Origin of the sequence: Pseudomonas sp. MBLB4136, from assembly GCF_051904765.1 — a bacterium.
Classification (GTDB): Bacteria; Pseudomonadota; Gammaproteobacteria; order Pseudomonadales; family Pseudomonadaceae; genus Aquipseudomonas.
The window spans coordinates 1,352,116-1,376,103 of sequence record NZ_CP196713.1 but is presented as its reverse complement, the minus strand read 5'-3'; the positions used below and the strand labels follow the sequence as shown (position 1 = coordinate 1,376,103).

Annotated in this window: 21 protein-coding genes and 2 tRNA genes; 7 read left to right on the top strand and 16 right to left on the bottom strand. The window is 66.9% G+C overall.

The annotated features are described in order from the left end of the window. A complete protein-coding gene (locus ACSX1D_RS06235) occupies positions 1–669 on the bottom strand; it encodes an ABC transporter ATP-binding protein (RefSeq protein WP_439861436.1) in 669 nt (222 codons plus the stop codon). Between the two features lie 156 nt (positions 670–825). Here ACSX1D_RS06235 and ACSX1D_RS06230 point away from each other — a divergent pair, with 156 nt between their 5' ends. After that, positions 826–1,248, top strand: coding sequence for an organic hydroperoxide resistance protein (locus tag ACSX1D_RS06230; RefSeq protein ID WP_439861435.1), 423 nt, complete (start codon positions 826–828; stop codon positions 1,246–1,248). Positions 1,249–1,361: 113 nt separating this feature from the next. Here ACSX1D_RS06230 and ahpF read toward each other — a convergent pair whose 3' ends face one another. The 3 genes from ahpF to ACSX1D_RS06215 form a co-directional block, all read right to left on the bottom strand. Beyond that, entirely contained in the window at positions 1,362–2,918 is a 1,557-nt protein-coding gene (gene ahpF / locus ACSX1D_RS06225) for an alkyl hydroperoxide reductase subunit F (RefSeq protein ID WP_439861434.1), read from the bottom strand. 155 nt (positions 2,919–3,073) lie between these two features. Beyond that, positions 3,074–3,637, bottom strand: a complete 564-nt coding sequence (gene ahpC / locus ACSX1D_RS06220) for an alkyl hydroperoxide reductase subunit C (RefSeq protein WP_439861433.1) — start codon at positions 3,635–3,637, stop codon at positions 3,074–3,076. A 177-nt stretch (positions 3,638–3,814) separates the two neighbouring features. Further along, positions 3,815–4,780, bottom strand: a complete 966-nt coding sequence (locus ACSX1D_RS06215) for an NAD(P)H-quinone oxidoreductase (RefSeq protein ID WP_439861432.1) — start codon at positions 4,778–4,780, stop codon at positions 3,815–3,817. Positions 4,781–4,908: 128 nt separating this feature from the next. On the opposite strand from ACSX1D_RS06215, the gene ACSX1D_RS06210 reads away from it, so the two are divergent. Together ACSX1D_RS06210 and ACSX1D_RS06205 are read left to right on the top strand one after the other, a co-directional pair. Next, positions 4,909–6,984 carry a carboxy terminal-processing peptidase gene (locus tag ACSX1D_RS06210; RefSeq protein WP_439861431.1) on the top strand — a complete coding sequence of 692 codons (2,076 nt, stop codon included), beginning with the start codon at positions 4,909–4,911 and terminating at the stop codon, positions 6,982–6,984. Between the two features lie 97 nt (positions 6,985–7,081). Continuing rightward, positions 7,082–8,842: a bifunctional diguanylate cyclase/phosphodiesterase gene (locus ACSX1D_RS06205; RefSeq protein ID WP_439861430.1), complete on the top strand. Its 1,761-nt coding sequence runs from the start codon at positions 7,082–7,084 to the stop codon at positions 8,840–8,842. On the opposite strand, the gene ACSX1D_RS06200 is transcribed toward ACSX1D_RS06205, so the two are convergent. The 7 genes from ACSX1D_RS06200 to ACSX1D_RS06170 all read right to left on the bottom strand — a co-directional run bounded on the left by ACSX1D_RS06200 (position 8,839) and on the right by ACSX1D_RS06170 (position 12,080). Then, a complete protein-coding gene (locus tag ACSX1D_RS06200; RefSeq protein WP_439861429.1) occupies positions 8,839–9,306 on the bottom strand; it encodes a sel1 repeat family protein in 468 nt (155 codons plus the stop codon). The genes ACSX1D_RS06205 and ACSX1D_RS06200 overlap by 4 nt on opposite strands. Continuing rightward, entirely contained in the window at positions 9,306–9,671 is a 366-nt protein-coding gene (locus tag ACSX1D_RS06195) for a hypothetical protein (RefSeq protein WP_208708959.1), read from the bottom strand. The genes ACSX1D_RS06200 and ACSX1D_RS06195 overlap by 1 nt, the downstream gene beginning before the upstream one ends. Then, positions 9,668–9,997, bottom strand: coding sequence for a helix-turn-helix domain-containing protein (locus tag ACSX1D_RS06190; protein WP_439861428.1), 330 nt, complete (start codon positions 9,995–9,997; stop codon positions 9,668–9,670). The genes ACSX1D_RS06195 and ACSX1D_RS06190 overlap by 4 nt, the downstream gene beginning before the upstream one ends. A 189-nt stretch (positions 9,998–10,186) precedes the next feature. Continuing rightward, positions 10,187–10,636: a YkvA family protein gene (locus ACSX1D_RS06185; RefSeq protein WP_439861427.1), complete on the bottom strand. Its 450-nt coding sequence runs from the start codon at positions 10,634–10,636 to the stop codon at positions 10,187–10,189. 368 nt (positions 10,637–11,004) lie between these two features. Beyond that, positions 11,005–11,709: an FKBP-type peptidyl-prolyl cis-trans isomerase gene (locus tag ACSX1D_RS06180; protein ID WP_208708956.1), complete on the bottom strand. Its 705-nt coding sequence runs from the start codon at positions 11,707–11,709 to the stop codon at positions 11,005–11,007. Between the two features lie 197 nt (positions 11,710–11,906). Further along, positions 11,907–11,983 (bottom strand) — tRNA-Asp (locus tag ACSX1D_RS06175). Between the two features lie 21 nt (positions 11,984–12,004). After that, positions 12,005–12,080, bottom strand: a tRNA-Val gene (locus ACSX1D_RS06170). A 161-nt stretch (positions 12,081–12,241) separates the two neighbouring features. On the opposite strand from ACSX1D_RS06170, the gene rdgC reads away from it, so the two are divergent. Both rdgC and sugE read left to right on the top strand, forming a co-directional pair. Further along, a complete protein-coding gene (gene rdgC / locus ACSX1D_RS06165) occupies positions 12,242–13,162 on the top strand; it encodes a recombination-associated protein RdgC (protein ID WP_439861426.1) in 921 nt (306 codons plus the stop codon). Positions 13,163–13,315: 153 nt separating this feature from the next. Next, complete coding sequence (gene sugE / locus ACSX1D_RS06160) at positions 13,316–13,630, top strand: quaternary ammonium compound efflux SMR transporter SugE (protein WP_439861425.1); 315 nt, start codon at positions 13,316–13,318, stop codon at positions 13,628–13,630. A gap of 37 nt (positions 13,631–13,667) precedes the next feature. Here sugE and ACSX1D_RS06155 read toward each other — a convergent pair whose 3' ends face one another. From ACSX1D_RS06155 to ACSX1D_RS06140, 4 genes are all read right to left on the bottom strand, one after another. Next, positions 13,668–15,545: an MFS transporter gene (locus ACSX1D_RS06155; protein ID WP_439861424.1), complete on the bottom strand. Its 1,878-nt coding sequence runs from the start codon at positions 15,543–15,545 to the stop codon at positions 13,668–13,670. A gap of 118 nt (positions 15,546–15,663) precedes the next feature. Then, positions 15,664–15,993, bottom strand: a complete 330-nt coding sequence (locus ACSX1D_RS06150; RefSeq protein ID WP_439861423.1) for an AzlD domain-containing protein — start codon at positions 15,991–15,993, stop codon at positions 15,664–15,666. Next, entirely contained in the window at positions 15,993–16,706 is a 714-nt protein-coding gene (locus tag ACSX1D_RS06145; RefSeq protein ID WP_439861422.1) for an AzlC family ABC transporter permease, read from the bottom strand. The genes ACSX1D_RS06150 and ACSX1D_RS06145 overlap by 1 nt, the downstream gene beginning before the upstream one ends. 83 nt (positions 16,707–16,789) lie before the next feature. Then, a complete protein-coding gene (locus tag ACSX1D_RS06140) occupies positions 16,790–17,359 on the bottom strand; it encodes a GNAT family N-acetyltransferase (protein ID WP_439861421.1) in 570 nt (189 codons plus the stop codon). 247 nt (positions 17,360–17,606) lie between these two features. Between ACSX1D_RS06140 and ACSX1D_RS06135 the strand changes: the two genes are divergently transcribed. Next, positions 17,607–21,089: a hybrid sensor histidine kinase/response regulator gene (locus ACSX1D_RS06135; protein WP_439861420.1), complete on the top strand. Its 3,483-nt coding sequence runs from the start codon at positions 17,607–17,609 to the stop codon at positions 21,087–21,089. 84 nt (positions 21,090–21,173) lie between these two features. After that, positions 21,174–22,430, top strand: a complete 1,257-nt coding sequence (locus ACSX1D_RS06130; protein ID WP_439861419.1) for an MgtC/SapB family protein — start codon at positions 21,174–21,176, stop codon at positions 22,428–22,430. A 5-nt stretch (positions 22,431–22,435) separates the two neighbouring features. Here ACSX1D_RS06130 and rmuC read toward each other — a convergent pair whose 3' ends face one another. Further along, positions 22,436–23,800 (bottom strand): DNA recombination protein RmuC, encoded by a 1,365-nt coding sequence (rmuC, locus tag ACSX1D_RS06125; RefSeq protein WP_439862274.1) that lies wholly within the window; start codon positions 23,798–23,800, stop codon positions 22,436–22,438. Positions 23,801–23,988: the final 188 nt, after the last annotated feature.

The following is a 23,988-nucleotide window of genomic DNA, read 5'->3' as shown; positions in this document are numbered from 1 at the left end:
TCAGTCCGCCCCCGGCTCCAGCAGGCGCCCGCCCTGCAGGGTCAGGCGGCGCTGCAGGCGCGCCGCCACCCGCGCACTGTGGGTCACCATCAACAGGCTGGTACGGCTGCCGGCCAGCAGCTCCAGCAGCAGCGCCAGCACCTCGTCGGCACTGCGCTCGTCCAGGCTGCCGGTGGGTTCGTCGGCCAGCAGCAGCGGCGGCCGGGACGCCAGCGCCCGGCCCAGGGCCACGCGCTGCTGCTGACCGACCGACAGCTGCTCGGGGTAACGGCGCAGCAAGGAGGCCAGGCCCAGGCGCTCGCTCAGCTCGCCTTGCCACTGCGGGTCGTGACGGCCCACCAGGCGCGCCTGGAAGGCCAGGTTGTCGGCGACGCTCAGGCTGCTGATCAGGTTGAACTGCTGGAACACCAGGCCGATGCCGTTGCGCCGCCAGGCGGCCAGCGCGGACTCGTCGAGCCGTTCCAGCGCCCGCTCGCCGACCCGGATGCTGCCGGCATCGGCGCGGTCGAGCCCGGCCACCAGGTGCAGCAGGGTGCTCTTGCCGCTGCCGGACTCGCCCATCAGCGCCAGGCTGGCGCCGGCGGCCAGTTGCAGGTCGACGCCGCGCAGCACCGGCAGCGGCCCCTGGGGCGTCGGGTAACTCTTGTACAGGCCCTGAATGCTGAGCATCGGCAAGCCACCTTGGCGCGTGTGGCCCGGGGAAAAACCCGGGCACTGGCCAGGAAGAGTCTAGCGCCGCCCGGCACTCGGCCGGGCGCATCGGGCAGAAGCTGATTTACTGAGACTATGCAGCGTCCGTTCCCGCAACCGCACAGGAGACACGCGATGAATGTTCTGTACTCGACCCAGGCCACCGCCACCGGCGGCCGCACCGGCAAGGCCAGCACCGCGGACGGCGCCCTGGCCGTGACCCTGACCACGCCGACGGAACTGGGCGGCCCGGGGGGCGCCGGCAACAACCCGGAACAGCTGTTCGCCGCCGGCTATGCGGCCTGCTTCCTCGGCGCGATCAAGTTCGTCGCCGGCAAGCAGAAGGTGACGATCGACGACGACAGCACGGTTACCGCCACCGTCGGCATCGGCGCCCGTGACGACGGCGAGGGCTTCGGCCTGGACGTGGCCCTGGAGGTGCGCCTGCCGGGTATCGATCACGCCCAGGCCGAGGCGATAGTGGGCCAGGCCCATGTGGTCTGCCCCTACTCCCATGCCACTCGCAACGGCCTGGTGGTGCGCACCCTAGTGCTGTAGCTGACGTCCGCCAGCTGCGCCGGACTGAAAAAAAAAACGGCTAACCCGAGGGTTAGCCGCCTTTTCTCTGACGACTGCGCAGGCGGCCGATCAAGCCGATCCGGCCGAGCCGATCAAGCCAAACGGATCAGGTGATCGAAGGCGGAGAGCGAGGCCTTGGCCCCCTCGCCCACCGCGATGACGATCTGCTTGTAGGGCACGGTGGTCACGTCGCCGGCGGCGAAGATGCCCGGCACCGAGGTCTCGCCGCGCGAATCGACGATGATCTCGCCCCGCGGCGACAGCTCGATGACGCCCTTGAGCCAGTCGCTGTTGGGCAGCAGGCCGATCTGCACGAAGATCCCTTCCAGCTCGAGCTCATGCAGCTCGTCGCTGTTGCGATCCCGGTAGACCAGGGCGTTGACCTTCTGGCCGTCGCCTTTGACTTCGGTGGTCAGGGCGCTCTTGATCACGGTGACGTTGGCCAGGCTGGCCAGCTTGTTCTGCAGCACCGCATCGGCGCGTAGCTGGCTGTCGAACTCGATCAGGGTCACCTGGGCGACGATGCCGGCCAGGTCGATGGCCGCCTCGACGCCGGAGTTGCCGCCGCCGATCACCGCCACCCGCTTGCCCTTGAACAGCGGCCCGTCGCAGTGTGGGCAGTAGGCCACGCCGCGCCCGCGGTACTGCTGCTCGCCGGGTACGTTCATCTCGCGCCAGCGGGCGCCGGTGGCGAGGATCAGGGTCTTGGCCTTGAGGCTGGCGCCGCTGTCGAACCGCACTTCATGCAGGCCGCCGGCACTGCTCGCCGGGATCAGTGCGCTGGCGCGCTGCAGGTTCATCACGTCGACCTCGTACTGCTTGACGTGCTCTTCCAGGGCGCGGGCCAGCTTCGGCCCTTCGGTCTCCTGCACCGAGATGAAGTTCTCGATGGCCATGGTATCGAGCACCTGACCGCCGAAGCGCTCGGCGGCCACGCCGGTGCGGATGCCCTTGCGCGCGGCATAGATGGCCGCCGCGGCACCGGCCGGGCCACCTCCAACCACCAGCACGTCGAACGCGGCCTTGGCGTTGAGCTTCTCGGCATCGCGGGCACTGGCACCGGTGTCGAGCTTGGCGAGGATCTCCTCGACCTCCATGCGGCCGGAGGCGAACGGCTCGCCGTTCAGGTAGATGCTCGGTACCGACATGACCTGGCGCTCTTCGACCTCGGCCTGGAACAGCGCGCCGTCGATGGCGACGTGGCGGATATTGGGGTTGAGCACGGCCATCAGATTCAGCGCCTGGACCACGTCCGGGCAGTTCTGGCAGGACAGCGAGAAGTAGGTCTCGAAGCTGAACTGGCCTTCGAGGCCCTTGATCTGCTCGATCACCTCGGCCGCCAGCTTGGACGGATGGCCACCGACCTGCAGCAGGGCCAGGACCAGCGAGGTGAACTCGTGACCCATGGGGATACCGGCGAAGCGCAGGCCGATATCGGCGCCCGGACGATTGAGCGAGAAGGACGGCGTGCGGGCATCAATGCCGTCGGTCTTCAGGGCGATCTTGTCGCTCAGGCCGACGATGTCCTGCAGCAGTGCGAGCAGCTCACGGGATTTGTCGCTGTCATCGAGGGACGCGACGATCTCGAACGGCTGGGTGACCTTCTCGAGGTAGGTCTTCAACTGGGCTTTCAGATTGGCGTCCAACATGGCGGCGTGTCCTCAATGACGAAATTCGGGCAATAAAATGCCCGGGCGGATCGCGCCCGGGCATTCGGGCGCTGGCTGGGCTGGGTTGCAGCCCTAGCAGCGCAGAAAGGTTTCCCGCTCCTAAGCAGCTGCTCGGGAGCGGGAAGGCGGCAGATTTAGATCTTGCCGACCAGGTCCAGCGACGGGGCCAGGGTGGCTTCGCCTTCCTTCCACTTGGCCGGGCAAACCTGGCCCGGGTTGGCGGCGGTGTACTGGGCAGCCTTGAGCTTGCGCAGGGTTTCGGAGACGTCGCGGGCGATCTCGTTGGAGTGGATCTCCACGGTCTTGATCACGCCTTCCGGGTTGATCACGAAGGTGCCGCGCAGGGCCAGGCCTTCTTCGGCGATGTGCACGCCGAAGGCATTGGTCAGGGCGTGGGTCGGGTCGCCGACCAGCGGGAACTGGGCCTTGCCCACCGCCGGGGAAGTCTCGTGCCAGACCTTGTGCGAGAAGTGGGTGTCGGTGGTGACGATGTACACCTCGGTGTTGGCATCGCGGAACGCCGCATAGTTGTTGGCCGCGTCTTCGATCTCGGTCGGGCAGTTGAAGGTGAAGGCGGCCGGCATGAAGATCAGCACGGACCACTTGCCCTTCAGGGACTGCTCGGTGACTTCGATGAACTTGCCGTTGTGGAAAGCGTTGGCCTTGAACGGTTGAACTTGGGTGTTGATGAGGTTCATCTCTGATTCCTTCTGAGGGTTGAGAATTTTGACCCGGCGAATCCTATACAGAGATGTTCTTAAAATCCTATTGATTGCGCCCATTAGATTGATTGGATAACTCAATCGGCCTTCATAGGCCTCTGCAATCTCGCGATCAAGGGCTCTGCCACGGGCTGCGGCAATGCCCTTGCGCGCTCAGGCCAGGCTTTCGTCGATCAGCAGTACCAGCTTGCCGTTAACCCGGTTGCCGGCCAGTTCGGCGAAGGCCAGCTCCGCCTCCTCGATCGGGTAGCAGCGCTCCAGCTGCGGCTTGAGCCGGCCCTCGGCGAATAGTGGCCAGAGGTGCTGCTGCAGGTCACGCAGCAGGTCGGCCTTGAACTGGTCGTCGCGCGTGCGCAGGGTCGAGCCGATCAGCTGAATGCGCTTGCCCAGCAGCAACGCCAGGTCCAGCTCCGCCTTGCGCCCGCCCATCAGGCCGATATTCACCCAGCGGCCGTCGCGCGCCAGCAGCTCCAGGTTGAGCGCCGCGTAGTTGCCGCCGACCGGGTCGAGGATCACATCGAAGGGGCCGAAGTCGCGCAGCGCCTGCAGGCCGTCATCGCCACGCAACACACCACCCTGGGCGCCCAGGGCCTGGCAATAGGCCAGCCGCTCGGGCGAGCCGACGCTGACCCAGCAGGGATTGCCGAAGGCCTTGCACAGCTGGATCGCCGCCGAGCCGACGCCGCTGGCGCCGGCATGCAGCAGGACCTTTTCGCCCGGCTTCAGCGCGGCCAGCTGGAACAGGTTGAGCCAGGCAGTGGCGTAGACCTCCGGCACGGCTGCCGCCTCGGCCAGCGACAGCCCGTCGGGCAGCGGCAGCGCGTGGCGCGCATCGACCACCACCTCCTCGGCCATACCGCCACCGGCGAGCAGGGCGCAGACCCGGTCACCCACCTGCCAGTCGCAGCCGGCGCCGACTTCGCTGACGATACCGGCGCATTCCAGGCCGAGCGCCTCGCTGGCGCCGGGCGGTGGCGGGTAGAGTCCCGCGCGCTGCAGCAGGTCGGCCCGGTTGACGCCGGCGGCCGCCACGCGAATGCGAATTTCCCCTACATCACAGACCGGGGCGGGCTGCCGTGCCCATTCCGTCCGGCCCTCAACGCCTTGCAATGCCTTCACGCTGCCTCCATAGTGGATTTGAACCGGGCCCGGCGCTCAGCGCTGGGCTTCTGCTTTGCGCCCAGGGAACTCGGCGCCCCTCTAGACGGCCTAATATGCGTTATCAATTACCCTCGCGTCGAATCAGCATGAAGCGCTCACTGCTCTGCGCCACCCTCGCCTTTGCCCTCGGTCTGAGCGCGCTGCCCCTGGCCGCGAAGACCACCCAGGCCGATTCCTGGGAATACCTGCAACCGGACCGCGAGCAGATCATCGCCAGCCTCAACGTCGTCGAGCTATTGAAACGCCATCACTACAACAAGCCGCCACTGGACGACGCACGTTCGACGAAGATCTACCAGGGCTACCTGAAGATGCTCGACCCGGCGCGCAGCTACTTCACCGCCGGGGATATCGCCGAGTTCGACCAGTGGCGCGAGCAGTTCGACGACTTGCTGAAAAGCGGCAACCTGGACCCGGGCTTCACCATCTACAAGCGCCAGCTCGAGCGCCTGCAGGGCCGCCTGCAATTCGCACTGAATCTGCTCGACCAGGGCATCGACAAGCTCGACTTCAGCCGCGACGAAAGCCTGCTGATCGACCGCGAGAACGCCCCCTGGGCCAAGGATGTCGCGGAACTCGACGACCTCTGGCGCAAGCGGGTGAAGGACGAGGTGCTGCGCCTGAAGATCGCCGGCAAGGAGCCCAAGGCCATCCAGGAGCTGCTGACCAAGCGCTACAAGAACCAGCTGGCGCGCCTGCAGCAGACCCGTGGCGAGGATGTGTTCCAGGCCTACATCAATGCCTTCGCCACCACCTACGACCCGCATACCACCTACCTGTCGCCGGACAACGCGGAAAATTTCGACATCAACATGAGCCTGTCGCTGGAAGGCATAGGCGCGGTGCTGCAGACCGACAACGAGCACGTCAAGGTGGTGCGCCTGGTGCCGGCCGGCCCGGCCGAGAAGAGCAAGCAGATCGCCCCGGCGGACAAGATCATCGGCGTGGCCCAGGGCGACGGCGAGATGGTCGACGTGATCGGCTGGCGCCTGGACGAGGTGGTCAAGCTGATCCGCGGGCCGAAGGGCTCGCTGGTGCGCCTGGAAGTGATCCCGGCGAACAACGCGCCCAACGACCAGAGCAGCAAGGTGGTCAGCATCACCCGCGAGGCGGTCAAGCTGGAGGAGCAGGCGGCGAAGAAGTCGGTGCTCGAACTCCAGCATGAAGGCCGCGACTACAAGCTGGGGATCATCGAGATTCCCGCCTTCTACCTGGACTTCAAGGCCTATCGCGCCGGCGATCCGAACTACAAGAGCACCACCCGCGACGTCAAACGCCTGCTCAGCGAACTGGAGCAGGAAAAGGTCGACGGCGTGGTCATCGACCTGCGCAACAACGGCGGCGGCTCCCTGCAGGAAGCCACCGAGCTGACCGGGCTGTTCATCGACCAGGGGCCGACCGTGCTGGTGCGCAACAGCGACGGCCGCGTGGATGTGCTGGCCGACGAGAACCGCGGCACCTACTACGCCGGCCCCCTGGCCGTGCTGGTCAACCGCCTGTCGGCCTCGGCCTCGGAGATCTTCGCCGGCGCCATGCAGGACTATCACCGCGCGCTGATCCTCGGCGGCCAGACCTTCGGCAAGGGCACGGTGCAGACCATCCAGCCGCTCAACCATGGCGAGCTGAAACTGACCCTGGCCAAGTTCTACCGCGTCTCCGGGCAGAGCACCCAGCACCAGGGGGTGATCCCCGACATCCAGTATCCGGACGTCATGGACACCAAGGAGATCGGCGAGAGCGCGCTGCCCGAGGCCCTGCCCTGGGACAGCATCCGCCCGGCGATCAAACCCGAGCGGGACCCGATCATGCCGTTCCTCGCCGAGCTGCAGAGCCGCTATGACAGCCGTACCGCGAAGAACCCGGACTTCACCTTCACCCGCGAACGCCTGGCCTTGGCCAAGAAGCTGATGGGCGAGACCAGCGTCAGCCTCAACGAAAGCAAGCGCCGCGCCCAGCAGGCCGAGATCGAGGCCCAACAGCTGATCATCGAGAACAACCGGCGCAAGGCCAAGGGCCTGGCGCCGCTGACCGAGCTGAAGGAAGAAGATCCCGAGGTGGCGAGCGAGGAGCAAGACCAGGGCCAGGATGACGCCTTCCTCGCCGAAAGCGGGCACATCCTCCTGGACTACCTCGGGCTCAACGCCGCCGTGGCGAAGCACTAGAACCGGGCAGTCATCAAACGGTCACGAAACCGTCGTGAAATGCAGGGGGCTGATCGCAGGATCAACCCCTTTGTTTTTCTGGAGATAGAGGCCCTAGATGACCGTCACCGAGCAGTTGAGCGCACTGGACCATATCCTCGCTCACGGCGACCTGAGCAGCCTGTTCCAGCCCATAGTTTCCCTTTCCGAGCGGCGCATCTACGGCTACGAAGGCCTGACCCGCGGCCCCTCCAACAGCGCCCTGCACTCGCCGATCAACCTGTTCGCCGTGGCCCGCCATGCCGGGCGCCTGAGTGAGCTGGAGCGCGCCTGCCGCAAGAGCGCCTGCCAACGCTTCAGCGCGCTGCAGCTCGACGGCAAGCTGTTTCTCAACGTCTCGCCGGACTCCCTGCTGGAGTCCGGCCACCAGTCCGGGCGCACCCTGCAGTTGCTGCAGAGCCTGGGCATTCCACCGAGCCGGGTGGTGATCGAGCTGACCGAGCAGTCGCCTACCGAGGACTTCGCCCTGCTCGACAACGCCCTGCACCACTACCGTGCCATGGGTTTCTCCATCGCCCTGGACGACCTCGGCGCCGGCTACTCCAGCCTGCGCCTGTGGTCGGAACTGCGACCGGACTACGTGAAGATCGATCGCCACTTCATCGAGGGCATCCACCAGGATGCGGTCAAGCGCGAGTTCGTCGGCTCGATCCTGAAGATGGCCAAGGCCTCGCGCGCCGAGGTGATCGCCGAGGGGATCGAACAGGCCGAAGAGCTGGCCGTGCTCTCGGAAATGGGCGTCAACCTGGTCCAGGGCTACCTGATCAGCCGCCCCCTGGAGCAGCCGCCACGCGAAGTGCGCGCCCTGCTGCCGACGCTGGCCAGCCCGCCGGCCGGCCTGGGCGAAAGCGAGGGCGACCTCTCCAGCCTGCTCAACCGGCAAGCCGCCGTGTCCTGGTCGACCTCCACCGCCGCGGTGCTCGAAGCCTTCCGCGCCCAGGCCAACCTCAACTCCCTGGCGGTGCTGGACGAGCGCCAGCAGCCCGTGGGCATCATCCACCGCCACTCGCTGGCCGACGCCCTGCTCAAACCCTTCGCCACCGAGCTGTATTCGCGCAAACCGATCAGTCGGCTGATGAGCGATGACTTTCTCGCCGTCGAGCGGGATCAATCGCTGCAGAAGGTCAGCCGCCTGCTCACCAGCCGCGCCCGCCAGCGCATCGAGGAGGACTTCATCATCACCCTCGAGGGCCGCTACTGCGGCATGGGACGGGTCATCGACGTGCTCAAGCTGATTACCGAGATGAAGATCCAGCGGGCCCGGCATGCCAACCCGCTGACCATGCTGCCGGGCAACGTGCCGATCCAGCAGTGCCTGACCCGCCTGCTGCAGCAGGCCCGGGAAGCGGTGGTGTGCTACGTCGACATCGACAGCTTCAAGCCGTTCAATGACCTCTATGGCTACGCCAAGGGTGACGAGGTGCTGCTGAGCCTGGCGCAGAGCCTGAGCGAGAGAGTCGACAGGGCGCGCGACTTCGTCGGCCACATCGGCGGCGACGACTTCCTCCTGGTGCTCGGCTCGGAAGACTGGCGTGCCCGCCTCAATCGCCTGCTGGAGGACTTTCAGAGTCGCTGCCGGCGCTTCTACAGCGAGGAGCACCTGCACGCGGGCTACTTCAGCGCCTTCAACCGCCAGGGCCAGCGCCAGGACTTCCCGCTGCTGTCACTGTCCCTCGGCGTGGTGCACCTGCGCCCCGCCCAGTGCGCACAGCTGGACGCCGAGCAGCTCGCCGCCCTGGCTTCGGAGGCCAAGCGCCAGGCCAAGGCGGTGCCCGGCTACAGCCTGCACATCATCGATACGGAAAAACTCTCGGCCTAGAGTCCGAACGCTTCGGCCCGGGCGGCCAGGCGCGCCGCCGCCGCGCCATCGGCCGGCAGGCCCGGGCCGCCATCACGGTACAGCGCGGCCAAACGCCGAGTGGCCAGGGGATGCCCGGCCTCGCTGGCCAAGGTCCACCAGCGCGCGGCCTGCCGGCCATCGGGCGCCTGCCGGGCATCGCCGGCCAGACTCTGTACGCCCAGTTGGTAGGCGGCCTTGCCGTCGCCACCTGCGGCGGCCAGGCGCAGCAGACGCACGCCCTCGTCCCGCGCCCCCAGCCCCTGGCCGCGAAACAGCAGGATATGGCCATAGAAGCTTTGCGCCGCGACATCACCGAGGTTGGCCATGCGCGCGAACCGGCCCTCGAGCCAGCGCCAGGCACGCGGCTGCCTGACCCACCAGGACCAGTGGAACAGGCGTCTGGCCAAGGCGTAGCCCAGCCGAGCGCGCAGCCGGTGGAGCACTAGACCTCGTCCGGGTAGCTGAACTCGAACACCCGCGCCACTTCTCCGGCATGCCAGGACGCCGCGGCGATGCCGTCGGAGGCGCCACTGAAGCGCCCCAGGCGCGTCACGCAGTCGAAGAAGCCGGTACGCGGCAGGCGACTGGCGCCCTGGCTGATCACCAGGGCACTGCGTAGCGGCCGTTCGGCACGCGCATCCAGTGCCGCCAGGTGCTCCAGCGCGGCGGTCAGGGTCTGCATCGCCGGGCTCGGCAAGGCCAGACGCTCGATCAGCGCGCGATAGGTCAGCAGATGGCGCTGGCGCCGCGCCTCTTCAAGCTCGGTGAGCAAGGCCTGCCAATGTTGACGACTGATACTGACAGTCAAGAGCCCGCCTCCCAGCCCGCGACGCCGAGCGTCCAAGCCAGCGCACGCTGGATGGCCGCATCCGGCTGGCGCTCACCGCTTTCGATCATTCCCAGGTAATGCGGGCTGATGCCCACCGCTCGCGCCAGCTCCTCGGGCGACAAGCCCTTGGCTTCGCGCAGGCGCGCCAGCTGACTCAACGCCGGCACCGGCGCCGGCGTAGTCGCGGCTGGCGGCTCGGCACTCTGTTCGGTGCGGCCGGCCGCCTGCAACAGCGACTGGTATTCCGCCCACGGCAGCACCGCATACTGCGGTTCGCCGTCATTCTTGATCACTTGCACATTCATCTTCGACTCTCCATGGAAAGCGCTACTGAGCGTTTCAGTCCATTCCTTGCTGGGCCCTATGTTACCAGCCCGGCGCCGACTGGGGCGCGAACTATCCGGCGCGAAGGCTCGTGGAGCGGGCTGGAGGGCCATCGACGACAGAGCGCAGCGCCAGTCTGCCCAGCGCTGCACGCGCGCTGAGCGCGACCCTCAGGGTTTCGACTCATCTGTCAGGGCAGCGTCGTCCGCCGGCAGCCGCTCGATGATCTCCAGCACCTCCGGTGCCTGGGCCTCCCGCCAGGCGCGGAAGGCGTCGAGTTCGCCACTCCAGGTCCGCAGCACCCAGGCCAGCACGGCCAGGTCATCGACAAAGCCCACGCCGATCAGCCAGTCCGGCAGCGCATCCAGCGGCGTGACGAAATACAGCAGCGCGGCGACCACCGCCAGTAGCGCCTCGCCGCTGATCGCCCGGTATTCGCCGCGCCACCAGGCCAGGCAGAGGTTCTGCAGCAGGAGCAGATCGTCCTTCAACTCGGCAAAGCGTCGGCCGGGTCGAGCACTCTTGCGCGCGACGGCCAACAGCAGGCCCGGCAGCCGGGCCCGGCTCAGGATTTGCCGGGCCAACGGCAGGAATCGGGCGAATCCCCAGGGTGTTTTCATGATCGCACCTCGCCAGCCCGCATGCCTGCTGGGCTCCTTGAGGTTATCCACGCATGCTGTGGATAACCCTGTGTACATAATCTGGATGAGCCGGCCAAAGGCCCGTCTTATCGGGCCTTGAGACAGATCGGCGAATTTTTATACAGCCAATAAAATACAAATAAATCAATTACTTAAAAAGAGACAAGGTTTCTCGAGCAAGGTTCTTGCTGGCCGCTACGGTACGTGATAGCGAATGTGCATAACCGTAACACCGGAAACTCGAAACGGGCCCTTTTCGGACCGACTGGTCGTCAACTCGCAGCCTTTTATTGGCGCCAGAAACGACAACGCCCCGTCGAGACGGGGCGTTGTACACAACCGCGAACTTACTGCTCGGTTGCGGCATCCTTGATGGACAGCAGTTCCAGCTCGAATACCAGCACGGAGTTGGCCGGAATCGCCGGAGTCGGGCTCTGCTCGCCATACGCCAGCTCGCTGGGGATATACAGCTTGTACTTCTCGCCGACGTGCATCAGCTGCAGCCCCTCGACCCAGCCCGGAATCACGCCGCTGACCGGCAGATCGATCGGGCTGCCACGCTCGATCGAGCTGTCGAACACGCTGCCGTCGGTCAGCTTGCCTTCATAGTGCACGGTCACCACGTCGCTGGCCTTGGGCTGGGCACCGTCGGCCTTCTTCAGCACTTCGTATTGCAGGCCCGATTCGGTGGTCACCACGCCGTCGCGCTTGGCGTTGTCTTCGAGGAACTTCTTGCCGGCCTTGGCCGACTCCTCGTTCATCTCCGCCATGCGCTCTTCGGCACGCTTCTGCAGGAAGGCGAAGGCCTCGATCAGCTCTTCGTCCTTCAGGCGCTGCTCTTTCTTGCCGATGGCATCTTCGATGCCCTGGGCCACGGCCTTGGAGTCCAGGTCGTCCATGCCTTCCTGGGCCAGGCTCTTGCCCATGTTCAGGCCGATGCCGTAGGAGGCCTTCTGCGCAGGCGTCTCCAGCTCGACACTGGTCTTCGAATCGCAACCTGCGAGTACCAGGCCAACCAGCGCAACCGCTGCTGCCAAACGATGCTGTTTCATGCTTATTCCTTGTCCGGTGCGCCCTAGGGCAATCGAGTGAAGGCGCGAGCTTAGCAGGCCGCCGCGATCACTGGCTACCAGGATACGAACCGGAAAATGCGCATAAGTTCAGGTGTTTTAACGTAAATTCGGAGAAGTACGGCGAATGCTGCGAAGGAGTGGTGCGGACATGGAGCGGAGATGAAGCGAGGAAAAAATGGCGCAGCGGACGGGACTCGAACCCGCGACCCCCGGCGTGACAGGCCGGTATTCTAACCGACTGAACTACCGCTGCGCGTAACCTCAAAAGCGAGTTTGGTGGGTGATGACGGGATCGAACCGCCGACCCTCTGCTTGTAAGGCAGATGCTCTCCCAGCTGAGCTAATCACCCTTCACTCTCGAAGTGGGGCGCATTCTAGAGAGCCATCGACACCTTGGCAAGCCCTGATTGAAAAAAATTTTATTGGTGTAGCAAAGGCTTAGCGCAGGGTTGGCCTTCGCCGTCGAGGGGAGAATAATGCGCGCTTTGCGTTAATGGAGAATCACCCGCTCATGTGGTTTCGTAACCTGCTGGTTTATCGCCTCACCCAAAATGTCCCGTTCGATGCCGAGGCACTCGAAGCCGCATTGGCCGCCAAGCCGGCGCGCCCCTGCGCCAGCCAGGAACTGACCACCTACGGATTCATCGCCCCCTTCGGCAAGGGCGCCGACGCGCCGCTGGTGCACGAGAGCCAGGGCTTCCTGATGATCGCCGCGCGCAAGGAGGAACGCATCCTGCCGGGCAGCGTGGTGCGCGACGCGCTGAAGGAGAAGGTCGACGAGATCGAAGCCGAGCAGATGCGCAAGGTCTACAAGAAGGAACGCGACCAGCTCAAGGACGAGATCGTGCAGACCTTCCTGCCGCGCGCCTTCATCCGCAAGTCGGCGACCTTCGCCGCCATCGCCCCGGCCCAGGGTCTGATCCTGGTCGATGCCGCAAGCCCCAAGCGCGCCGAGGACCTGCTGTCGACCCTGCGCGAGGCCATCGGCTCGCTGCCGGTGCGACCGCTGACGGTGAAGATCGCGCCGAGCGCGACCATGACCGACTGGGTCAAGGCGCAGCAGGCCGCCGCCGACTTCCATGTGCTGGACGAGTGCGAGCTGCGCGACACCCATGAGGATGGCGGCGTGGTGCGCTGCAAGCGCCAGGACCTGACCAGCGACGAGATCCAGTTGCACCTGAGCGCCGGCAAACAGGTCACCCAACTGTCCCTGGGCTGGCAGGACAAGCTGTCCTTCGTCCTCGACGACAAGCTGGTGATCAAGCGCCTGCGCTTCGAGGACCTGCTGCAGGACCAGGCCGAGCAGGACGGCGGCGATGACGCCCTCGGCCAGCTGGATGCCAGCTTCACCCTGATGATGCTGACCTTCGTCGAATTCCTCCCGGCGCTGTTCGAGGCACTGGGCGGCGAAGAGATCCCCCAGGGCATCTGATCGCCTCCGCCCTCGGGGCATCCGCCGGTCCACGGCGGCTTGCCCCGGCGGCCCGGCCGTGCACAATAGCCAGCAGCCTGAGGACGACCTCAGCACTCCACGAGTGACCATCCGGGGACGGCCCCTAGCCTTTGCCAACCCTCGGAGGTGCCTATGTCCTGGATCATTCTGTTTTTCGCCGGCCTGTTCGAAGTCGGCTGGGCCGTCGGCCTGAAGTACAGCGATGGTTTCACCCGCCCCCTGCCCACCCTGCTCACCGTCGCGGCGATGATCGTCAGCCTGGCGCTGCTCGGCCTGGCCATGAAGGAATTACCCCTGGGCACTGCCTACGCCATCTGGACCGGTGTCGGCGCGCTCGGCACGGTGATCGCCGGGATCATCCTGTTCGGTGAATCCATGGCGCTGGTGCGCCTGGCCAGCGTGGCGCTGATTCTCTGCGGCCTGCTCGGCCTCAAGCTCAGTCACTGACGCAGGAGAAGCCCGCCACCCAGCGGGCTTCTGCGGGTCAGCGCACCTCGCCGCGCAGCTCGGCCACCTGGGCCTGCAGCCGCTGGCGGTCCGCCGCCTGCGGCTCGAGCGGCGCACCGGCGACCAGGCCGATGCGCGACCATACCCGGCGAAATGGCGCCCGCTTCGGATCGCGACTGAAGAAGCTGCCCCACAGCCCCTGCAGCGCCATGGGAATCACCGGCACCGGGTTTTCCTTGAGGATGCGCTCGATGCCGCTCTTGAATTCGTTGATCTCGCCGTCGCCGGTCAGCTTGCCCTCCGGGAAGATGCACACCAGCTCGCCGTTGCGCAGGTACTCGGCGATCTTCTTGAACGCCGCGTCGTACACCAGCAGATCCTCGCTGCGCCCGGCGATCGGCACGGTGCCGGCGGTGCGGAAGATGAAGTTCAGCACCGGCAGGTTGTAGATCTTGTAGTACATGACGAAACGCACCGGCCGGCGCACCGCGCCACCGATCAGCAGCGCGTCGACGAAGGACACGTGGTTGCACACCAGCACCGCCGCGCCCTCGTCCGGGATGGCCTCCAGCCCCTTGTGCTCGACCCGGTACATCGAGTGGCCCAGCAGCCAGATCAGGAAGCGCATGCTGAACTCGGGGACGATCTTGAAGATGTAGCTGTTGACCGCGACGTTCATCAGCGAGATGGCCAGGAACAGCTGCGGAATCGACAGCTCGGCGACGCTGAGAAAGAGGATCGAGACGAGCGCCGAGATCACCATGAACAGCGCGTTGAGGATGTTGTTGGCGGCGATCACCCGCGCCCGCTCCTGCTCCACCGTGCGCGACTGGATCAGCGCGTACAGCGGCACGATGTAGAAGCCGCCGAACAGGCCGATGCCGAGGATCGCCCCGAGCACCCACCAGGCCTGGGCGAACTGCAGCAGGGCCAGCCAGTCGTGGGGCTCGGCGCCCTGGACGAAGTCGCCGGAATGCCACCACAACAGGATGCCGAACAGGGTCAGGCCGATCGAGCCGAAGGGCACCAGGCCGATTTCCACCTTGTGCCCGCTCATCCGCTCGCAGAGCATCGAGCCCAGGCCTATCCCCAGGGAAAACACCGTGAGAATCAGCGTCACCACGCTTTCGTCGCCATGCAGCCAGTCCTTGGCGTAGGCCGGGATCTGCGTCAGGTAGACCGCGCCGAGAAACCAGAACCAGGAGTTGCCGAGCAGCGAGCGCGACACCGAGACCTTCTGCTCGACCAGCCCCAGGCGCATGATCCGCCAGGACTGGCGGAAGATGTTCCAGTCCAGCGCCAGTTCCGGCATGGCCGCATGGGCCCGCGGAATGGCGCGGCTGGCCAGATAGCCGAGCACCGCCACCGTCACCACCGAGGCGGCGACGATCTGCGCATAGTCGCTACCGGCCATGATGATGCCGGCGCCTATGGTGCCGGCGAGGATGGCCAGGAAGGTGCCCATTTCCACCAGGGCGTTGCCGCCGACCAGCTCCTCCTCGCGCAGGTGCTGCGGCAGGATCGAGTACTTCACCGGCCCGAACAGCGCCGACTGGGTGCCCATGCAGAACAGCACGGCGAGCATCAGCGGCAGGCTGTCGAGCAGCACCCCGGCGGCGCCGGCGAGCATGATCAGGATCTCGGCGAACTTGATCGCGCGGATCAGCGCGTCCTTGGCGAACTTCTCGCCGAACTGCCCACCGAGCGCCGAGAACAGGAAGAACGGCAGGATGAACAGCAGCGCACAGAGGTTGACCAGCAGGCTCTTGTCCGCGCCGGAGCTGAGCTTGTAGAGGATCGCAAGGATCAGCGACTGCTTGAAGATGTTGTCGTTGAAGGCGCCGAGCAGCTGGGTAAGGAAGAACGGCAGGAAACGCTTTTTACCGAGCAGGGTGAATTGCGAATCTGGGGTCATCGTCCGTGTACCTGTCTTCTATGACCTAATCGGGTCGTCCAGCATTGGACTGCAACAGCCCTGGGGAAAGCCACAGGATTCGACGAGTTTTGCCACTCCTTCGGCCAAAATTCCGCGTTCAGAGCGGCAACTGGCCGAATGCCCAGCGCAGCAGGAAGAACACCAGCAGCCCGCCGCCTATGGTCGCCAACAGGTGGCGACTGAGCGCGGCAATCGCGATAGCCGCCAGGCCGCCCAGCAGGTAGGCGTTATCCAGGCGCAACGCCCAGTGCTGGCCATCGGGCAGCAGCATGCCGGGCAGCACGATGGCGGTGAGCACCGCGGTCGGCACGTAGTGCAGGCCCTGGCGCACCAGCGGCGGGAAGCGCAGCTCGGGAAAGGCGAACAGGCTGTAGCGGATGGCGAAGGTGATCAGCGCCATGCCGAGAATCAGCATCCAGATCTGCATCAGGCGCCCTCCTCGGTCAGCTCGCCCTTCGCCCGGCGCTCCAGGGCGACGCCAACGACGATGCCGCTGAACGCGGCGGCCATCAGCCCGAGCTTGTAGGGCCAGGCGTGGCACAGCAGCGCCACCGCGCCGGCCACCAGCGCCGCCGCGATCTGCGGGCGATTGCGCAGCGCCGGCACCACGATGCCGATAAAGGTCGCCAGCATGGCGAAGTCCAGCCCCCAGCCAGCCAGGTTCGGCACACTCTGGCCGAACAGGATGCCGGCCAGCGAACTGCCGACCCAGGACAGGTACAGCGCCAGGCCCACCCCGGCGTGATACCACTGGCCATGCCCGTCCATGCCACGGGCCAGGTAGCGGCGCTGCACCACGGCGAAGGTTTCGTCGGTCAGGCCGAAGGCCAGGGGCAAGCGCCAGCGCTGCCGCAACGGCCCGACATAGGGCTGCAAGGCCGCGCTGTAGAGCACGTGGCGCAGATTGACGACCAGGGTGGTGAGGAGAATCACTGCCGCCCCGGTGCCCAGGGTCAGCAGGCTGATGGCGATGAACTGCGCGGAGCCGGCGTACACCAGCAGGGACATGCCCAGGGCCTGCCACAGGCTGAGCCCGGCGACGCTGGCCAGGGCGCCGTAGATCAGCCCGAACGGCAGAATGCCGACGATCATCGGAATGCTGTCGCGGCTACCGAATAGAAAGACTTGCGCGCGGGTCATCGGTACTCCCCTCCTGACCCGCCAGGATATCCTCGGCAGAGCGCGCGATCTTGAAGGTTCTGCAGTCCCAGCTCTTCCATGCTTCACGCGCCGAAGCGCGCCTCCAGTTGTCGTTTTACCTGCGGCCACTGCTGGTCGGTGATGCTGTACAGCACGCTGTCGTCCAGGCGCCCATCGGCCAGGCGTCGGTGATTGCGCAGCACGCCCTCGCGCTGGGCGCCGAGCTTCTCGATGGCGCGCTGCGAACGCAGGTTGCTCGCTGCGGTTTTCAACTGCACGCGAACCATGCGCCAGCTCTCGAACGCATGGCGCAGCATCAGGTACTTGATCATGCCGTTCAGCCCACTGCCGTGCTGGCTGCGGTCGAGCCAGGTCCAGCCGATCTCGGCCGCCGGCAGAGCCGGCATGAAGTCGCCGAAGCGGGTGGTGCCGACCAGCCGCTCGCCGAGGCGAATGACGAACGCCAGGGCCTTGCCCTCGCGCTGCTCCAGCAGACCCTGGCGATACCAGTCGAGGCGCTGGGCACCGCTCATATAGAGCAGCTCCTGACGGTTGGCCTCGGCCAGGGCCACCAGCGCCGGGATATCGGCGTCGAGCATCGGCTCGATGCGCAGCGCGCCACGCTGCAGGGTAATCAACTGCGGCTTGAACACGGCTCCCTCCTCGCACATGGACGCAGGCGGCCCACGCTAACAGGGCAGGCTGCCGCGCACAATTGCCGGCCCGCTGCCCCGAGCCGCCATCTGGCCGACGGGCTGCGACCTTGGTCGCACCTGACGCCGGAGGGCTTTGCTGCGACACTGTGCGGACTCATAGAAGTATCGCCAGCTTCGGGGTTGCCGCTCGATCGGCCCGGATGACCAGGATCGATGAGCCCCCACTGTTTTCGCCGGAGTGTACATGTCGTTGTCCAGCGGGCTGATCGCCGCGGTCGCCCTGATCTACATGGCCATCCTGTTCGCCATTGCCTTCTATGGCGATCGCCGCAGCACGCCCCTGCCGCCGCGGATGCGCGCCTGGGTCTACAGCCTGTCGCTGGCGGTGTACTGCACCAGCTGGACCTTCTTCGGCGCGGTCGGCCAGTCCGCCGAGCAGCTCTGGTCGTTCCTGCCGATCTACCTCGGGCCGATCCTGCTGCTGCTGGGCGCGCCCTGGGTGCTGCAGAAGATGGTGATGATCAGCAAGCAGGAGAACATCACCTCGATCTCCGACTTCATCGCCGCCCGCTACGGCAAGTCGCAGGCGCTGGCCGTGGTGGTGGCGCTGATCTACCTGGTCGGGGTGCTGCCCTATATCGCCCTGCAACTCAAGGGCATCGTCCTCGGGGTCAACCTGCTGATCGACACCGGCGCCGAGTCCGCCGAAACCCGCGCCCAGGACACCGCGCTGATCGTCTCCATGGTCCTGGCGCTGTTCGCCATCCTGTTCGGCACGCGCAACCTGGACGCCACCGAGCACCACCGCGGCATGGTCCTGGCGATTGCCTTCGAGTCGCTGGTCAAGCTGCTGGCCTTCCTCGCCGTCGGCGCCTTCGTCACCTACGGCCTGTACAACGGCTTCGACGACCTGCTCGGCCAGGCCAAGGTCACCCCCGAGCTGACGACGTTCTGGGCCGAGGCGGTGAACTGGCCCGCGATGCTGGTGCAGACCGCGGTGGCGATGATCGCCATCGTCTGCCTGCCGCGGCAGTTCCATGTCGCCGTGGTGGAGAACATCGACCCGAATGACCTGCGCCTGGCGCGCTGGGTGTTTCCCGCCTACCTGGTGCTGGCGGCGCTGTTCGTCGTGCCCATCGCCCTGGCCGGCCAGATGCTGCTGCCGGCCGGGGTCAGCCCGGACTCCTTCGTCATCAGCCTGCCGCTGGCCCAGGCCTACCCGACCCTGGCCCTGCTGGCCTTCATCGGGGGCGCCTCGGCGGCCACCGGCATGGTCATCGTCGCCTCGGTGGCGCTGTCGACCATGATCTCCAACGACATGCTGCTGCCCTGGCTGCTGCGCCGACAGAACACCGAACGGCCGTTCGAGGCCTTCCGCCACTGGATGCTCACGGCCCGGCGGGTGAGCATCGTGCTGATCCTGCTGCTGGCCTATGTGTGCTACCGCCTGCTCGGCGAAGGCGTCAGCCTGGCGACCATCGGCCAGGTGTCGTTCGCCGCCATCGGCCAGATGGGCCCGGCCATGTTCGGCGCCCTGGTGTGGAAGCAGGCCAACCGCCGCGGGGTGTTCGCCGGACTGGGCGTCGGCTCCCTGCTGTGGTTCTACACCCTGATCATGCCGCTGGTGGCGCGTAGCCTCGGCTGGCCGCTGGAGAGCCTGCCCGGCCTGCACGGGCTGCTCTACGCGCCGCTGGGCTTCGAGGTCGATCCCCTGACCCGTGGCGTGGTGCTGTCGCTGGCCGGCAACTTCCTGCTGTTCGCCGGGGTTTCCTACTTTTCCCGAACCCGGGTGGCCGAGCACTGGCAGGCCGGGCGCTTCATCGGCCATGACTTCGGCGCCAAGCCGAGCAACCGCAGCCTGCTGGCGGTGCAGGTCGACGACCTGCTGCTGCTGGCCAGCCGCTTCGTCGGCGAAGAGCGGGCGCGGCAGAGCTTCCAGCGCTTCGCCGCACGCCAGGGCCAGGAGCTCGACCTCGACCAGCCGGCCAACGGCGACTGGATCGCCCACACCGAACGCCTGCTGGCCGGCGTGCTGGGCGCCTCCTCGACCCGTGCGGTGGTCAAGGCGGCCATCGAGGGCCGGGAGATGCAGGTCGAGGATGTGGTGCGCATCGTCGGCGAAGCCAGCGAGGTGCTGCAATTCAACCGCGCACTGCTGCAGGGGGCGATCGAGAACATCACCCAGGGCATCAGCGTGGTCGACCAGTCCCTGCGCCTGGTGGCCTGGAACCACCGCTACCTGGAACTGTTCGACTACCCGGACGGCATGATCTACGTCGGCCGGCCGATCGCCGAGATCATCCGCTTCAATGCCGAGCGCGGCATGCTCGGCAAAGGCGACCTCGACATCGAGGAGAACGTCGCCAGACGCCTGCACTGGATGCGCCAGGGCACCGCGCACAAGTACGAGCGGCTGTTCCCCAACGGCCGGGTCATCGAACTGATCGGCAACCCCATGCCCGGTGGTGGCTTCGTCATGAGCTTCACCGACATCACCGAGTTCCGCGAGGCCGAGCGCGCCCTCAAGGCCGCCAACGAAGGCCTGGAGCAGCGCGTGGCCGAGCGTACCTTCGAGCTGTCGCAGCTGAACCAGGCGCTGAGCGAGGCCAAGGCCCGCGCCGAGGGCGCCAACCAGTCGAAGACCCGCTTCCTCGCCGCGGTCAGCCATGACCTGATGCAGCCGCTGAACGCGGCCCGGCTGTTCTCCGCCGCCCTCTCCCACCAGGACGATGCGCTGCCGCGCGAGGCCCAGGAGCTGGTGCGCCACCTCGACAGCTCGCTGCGCTCGGCCGAGGACCTGATCACCGACCTGCTGGACATCTCGCGCCTGGAAAGCGGGCGGGTCACCCCGGAACGAAATCCCTTCGCCCTGAGCAACCTGTTCGACACCCTGGGCGCCGAGTTCAAGGCCCTGGCCGCCGAGCAGGGCGTCGACTTCCGCGTACGCGGCAGCCGCCTGCGCATCGACAGCGACATCAAGCTGCTGCGCCGGGTGCTGCAGAACTTCCTCACCAACGCCTTCCGCTATGCCAAGGGGCGGGTGCTGCTCGGCGTGCGCCGCCAGGGCGGGCAGCTGCGCCTGGAGGTCTGGGACCGCGGCCCGGGCATCCCCGAGGACAAGCGCAAGGTGATCTTCGAGGAGTTCAAGCGCCTAGACAGCCACCAGACCCGCGCGGAGAAAGGCCTGGGTCTCGGCCTGGCGATCGCCGACGGCCTGTGTCGGGTACTCGAGCATCCGCTGCAGGTTCGCTCCTGGCCGGGCAAGGGCAGCGTGTTCAGCGTCAGCGTGCCGCTGGCGCGCCTGCCGGCGGCCGCGCCGCAACGCGCCCCGGCCGAGATCAATGGCCAGCCCTTGAGCGGCTCCCAGGTCATCTGCATCGACAACGAGGACAGCATCCTCGCCGGCATGCACAGCCTGCTGTCGCGCTGGGGCTGCCAGGTGTGGACGGCGCGCAACCGCCTGGAATGCGAGCACCTGCTCAGCGAGGACGTGCGTCCGCAGCTGGCCTTGGTCGACTATCACCTCGACGAGGGCGAGACCGGCACCGAGCTGATGGCCTGGCTGCGCACCCGCCTGGGCGAGCCGGTACCCGGCGTGGTGATCAGCGCCGACGGTCGCGCCGAGCTGATCGCCGAGGTGCATGCCGCCGGCCTCGACTACCTGGCCAAGCCGGTCAAGCCGGCGGCCCTGCGCGCGTTGCTGAGCCGCCACCTGAGCCTGCGCTGAGCCGCGCGCCTTGACCTCGCGCAACATGCGCTCGCCGGCCGCTGGCTAGACTGCTTGCATGATGCCCCCGCTCAAGGACGCGCCGTGCCCGATGCCCTCGACACCCTATTGAACCTGGCCAGCGCCCTGGCGGTCGGCCTGCTGATCGGTGCCGAGCGCGGCTGGCAGCAGCGCGACCTGGAGGACGGCCGCTTCTCCGCCGGCATCCGCACCTTCGCCCTGTGCGGCCTGCTCGGCGGCCTGGCCGAACTGCTCGGCGAGCGCCTCGGGGTCATCGCCTGGGCATCGATCTTCGCCGGCTTCTGCGCCCTAGTGATCGCCGCCTATTTTGGCGAACTGAGGCGCCACGGCGACATGGGCATGACCAGCGAGGTGGCACTGCTCACCACCTTCCTGCTCGGCAGCCTGGCGGTCGCCGGCCATCCGCAACTGGCCGCCGCCGGCGCCGTGGCGGTGGCCCTGTTGCTGAGCCTCAAACAGGTGCTGCACGGCTCGCTGCATCGGCTGAGCGAACTCGAGCTGTCCGGCGCCCTGAAGCTGCTGTTCATCTCCCTGGTGCTGTTGCCGGCCCTGCCCAATCAAAGCTACGGGCCCTGGCAGGTATTCAACCCCTACGTCACCTGGTGGATGGTGGTACTGATCGCCGGGATGGGCTTCGTCGCCTACATGGCGATTCGTCTGGCCGGCACCCGCCAAGGCCTGCTGATCACCGCGCTGCTCGGCGGTGTGGTCTCCTCCACGGCAATGACCATCACTCTGGCCCGCCTCGACCGCGCCCGCGAGTTGCGCGCCATCATCGCCTGCGGCCTGCTGGCCACCTCGGCGCTGATGTTCCCGCGGGTGCTGCTGGAGGTCAGCCTGGTCAACGCCCAGCTGCTGCCGCAACTGCTCTGGCCCCTGAGCGCCGCCATGCTGGTGTACGCCGGCGGCGCCCTGGCCTACACCATGCAGGGCAACCCGGCGCCAACGGAAAAGGCCGAGCCGCCGCTGAAGAACCCCTTCGAGCTCGGCCCGGCGCTGCGCTTCGCCGCGCTGCTGGTGGCGATCCTGTTCGTCGTCGAGGGGGCGCGGCGCTGGTTCGGCGATGCCGGTGTGTACCTGGTGGCGCTGCTCTCCGGGCTGGCGGACGTCGACGCCATCACCCTGTCCCTGGCCCGCAGTGCCCGCAGCGAACTGAGCGCCGAGGTGGCGGTGCGCGGCATCTTCCTCGCCACCCTGAGCAACAGCCTGGCCAAGGGCCTGCTCATCGCCCTGATCGGCGGGCGCGAACTGGCCCTGCGCACCCTGCCGGTGATGGCCGCCGGCCTGTGCGCCGGGCTGCTGATCCTGCTGCTGATCTAACGCCCTCAGTCGTCGCCGACCCCATCCAGCAGCGGCACACCGGCGGCCTGCTCGAGCAACTCGGCCGGCAGGCTCTTGCTGGCCCGCGCACCGAGCAGTTTGAGGTTCTCCACGCGGCTGATGATATTGCCGCGGCCATCGCACAGCTTGTTGCGTGCGGCCGCATAGGCCTTGTCCAGTTGCTGCAGGCGAGCGCCCATCTCGTCGAGATCCTGGATGAAGGCGACGAACTTGTCGTACAGCGCGCCGGCGCGCTCGGCGATCTCGCGGGCGTTCTGGCTCTGCCGCTCCTGGCGCCAGAGGCTGTCGATCACCCGCAGGGTGGCCAGCAGGGTGGTCGGGCTGACGATCACGATGTTCTGCTCGAAGGCCTCCTGGAACAGCCCCGGGTCGGCCTGCAGGGCGGCGGCGAAGGCGGCCTCTATCGGCACGAAGAGCAGGACGAAATCCAGGCTGTGCAGGCCTTCCAGGCGCTGGTAGTCCTTCAGCGACAGGCCCTTGAGATGAGCGCGCAGCGACTGCACATGCTGCTTCAGGGCCTGCTGACGGGCCGCCTCGTCGTCGGCGCCGACGAACTGCTGGTAGGCCGTCAGGCTGACCTTGGCGTCCACCACCACCTGCTTGTCGCCGGGCAACTGGATCAGCACGTCCGGCTGGAAGCGCTCGCCCTCGGCGCTCTTCAGGCTGACCTGGGTCTGGTACTCGCGGCCCTTCTCCAGACCCGCGTGCTCCAGCACCCGCTCCAGCACCAGCTCGCCCCAGTTGCCCTGGGTCTTCTGCCCCTTCAGGGCGCGACTCAGCGTCATTGCCTCGTCGCCCAGGCGCTGATTGAGCTGCTGCAGGCGCTCCAGTTCCTTGCCCAGGGAGAAGCGCTCGCGCGCTTCCTGCTGATAGCTTTCCTCGACGCGTTTCTCGAAGGCCTGGATACGCTCCTTGAGCGGATCGAGCAGCTGACCGAGACGCTGCTGGCTGGTTTCGGCGAAGCGCTGCTCGCGCTCGTCGAAGATCTTCCCGGCCAGCTCGGCGAACTGCGCGCGCAGCTCGTCACGCGAGCCCTGCAGGTCTGCCAGACGCTGCTGGTGGCTGCCCTGCTGCTCGTGCAACTCGGCACTCAGGGCCGCCTTCTCGGCGCCCAGCCGGCGCAGCTCGGCCTCCTGCTGTTCGCGTTGCGCGTGCCAGGCCTGGGCCGCTTCCCGGGCAACCTGCCGCTCGTGCTGCAGCAACTCGGTCTCGCGGCGCAGGGCGGCCAGTTCGGCCTGCTGGTCGGCCTTGATCTCGACGATCTCCGAGACCTCCTGGCGACAGGCATCGAGCTGGGCGCCGAGGCCGGCCTGGGCCAGCTGGGCTGCGCTCAGGCGCTCCTGCAACAGGCTGCACTGCAGGCGCGCCTCGGCGGCGCGACGCTGCAGCGCCCAGGCCAACGCCAGCGCGGGCAGACCCGCGGCGACGACACCGAACAGCACGGCCGGCAACATTGAAGAGGGATCGATGGGCATAAGCGGCTCCGCGCAAGATTGCCGGGGAGTATAACCAGCCGTGCGCGGGGGTGGTCAGGCGC

Coding starts and splice junctions, on each gene's coding strand:
- ACSX1D_RS06235 (WP_439861436.1), bottom strand. CDS start 669: ATGCTCAGCATTCAGGGCCTGTACAAGAGTTACCCGACGCCCCAGGGG.
- ACSX1D_RS06230 (WP_439861435.1), top strand. CDS start 826: ATGAATGTTCTGTACTCGACCCAGGCCACCGCCACCGGCGGCCGCACC.
- ahpF (WP_439861434.1), bottom strand. CDS start 2,918: ATGTTGGACGCCAATCTGAAAGCCCAGTTGAAGACCTACCTCGAGAAG.
- ahpC (WP_439861433.1), bottom strand. CDS start 3,637: ATGAACCTCATCAACACCCAAGTTCAACCGTTCAAGGCCAACGCTTTC.
- ACSX1D_RS06210 (WP_439861431.1), top strand. CDS start 4,909: ATGAAGCGCTCACTGCTCTGCGCCACCCTCGCCTTTGCCCTCGGTCTG.
- ACSX1D_RS06205 (WP_439861430.1), top strand. CDS start 7,082: ATGACCGTCACCGAGCAGTTGAGCGCACTGGACCATATCCTCGCTCAC.
- ACSX1D_RS06190 (WP_439861428.1), bottom strand. CDS start 9,997: ATGAATGTGCAAGTGATCAAGAATGACGGCGAACCGCAGTATGCGGTG.
- ACSX1D_RS06185 (WP_439861427.1), bottom strand. CDS start 10,636: ATGAAAACACCCTGGGGATTCGCCCGATTCCTGCCGTTGGCCCGGCAA.
- ACSX1D_RS06180 (WP_208708956.1), bottom strand. CDS start 11,709: ATGAAACAGCATCGTTTGGCAGCAGCGGTTGCGCTGGTTGGCCTGGTA.
- rdgC (WP_439861426.1), top strand. CDS start 12,242: ATGTGGTTTCGTAACCTGCTGGTTTATCGCCTCACCCAAAATGTCCCG.
- sugE (WP_439861425.1), top strand. CDS start 13,316: ATGTCCTGGATCATTCTGTTTTTCGCCGGCCTGTTCGAAGTCGGCTGG.
- ACSX1D_RS06155 (WP_439861424.1), bottom strand. CDS start 15,545: ATGACCCCAGATTCGCAATTCACCCTGCTCGGTAAAAAGCGTTTCCTG.
- ACSX1D_RS06150 (WP_439861423.1), bottom strand. CDS start 15,993: ATGCAGATCTGGATGCTGATTCTCGGCATGGCGCTGATCACCTTCGCC.
- ACSX1D_RS06145 (WP_439861422.1), bottom strand. CDS start 16,706: ATGACCCGCGCGCAAGTCTTTCTATTCGGTAGCCGCGACAGCATTCCG.
- ACSX1D_RS06135 (WP_439861420.1), top strand. CDS start 17,607: ATGTCGTTGTCCAGCGGGCTGATCGCCGCGGTCGCCCTGATCTACATG.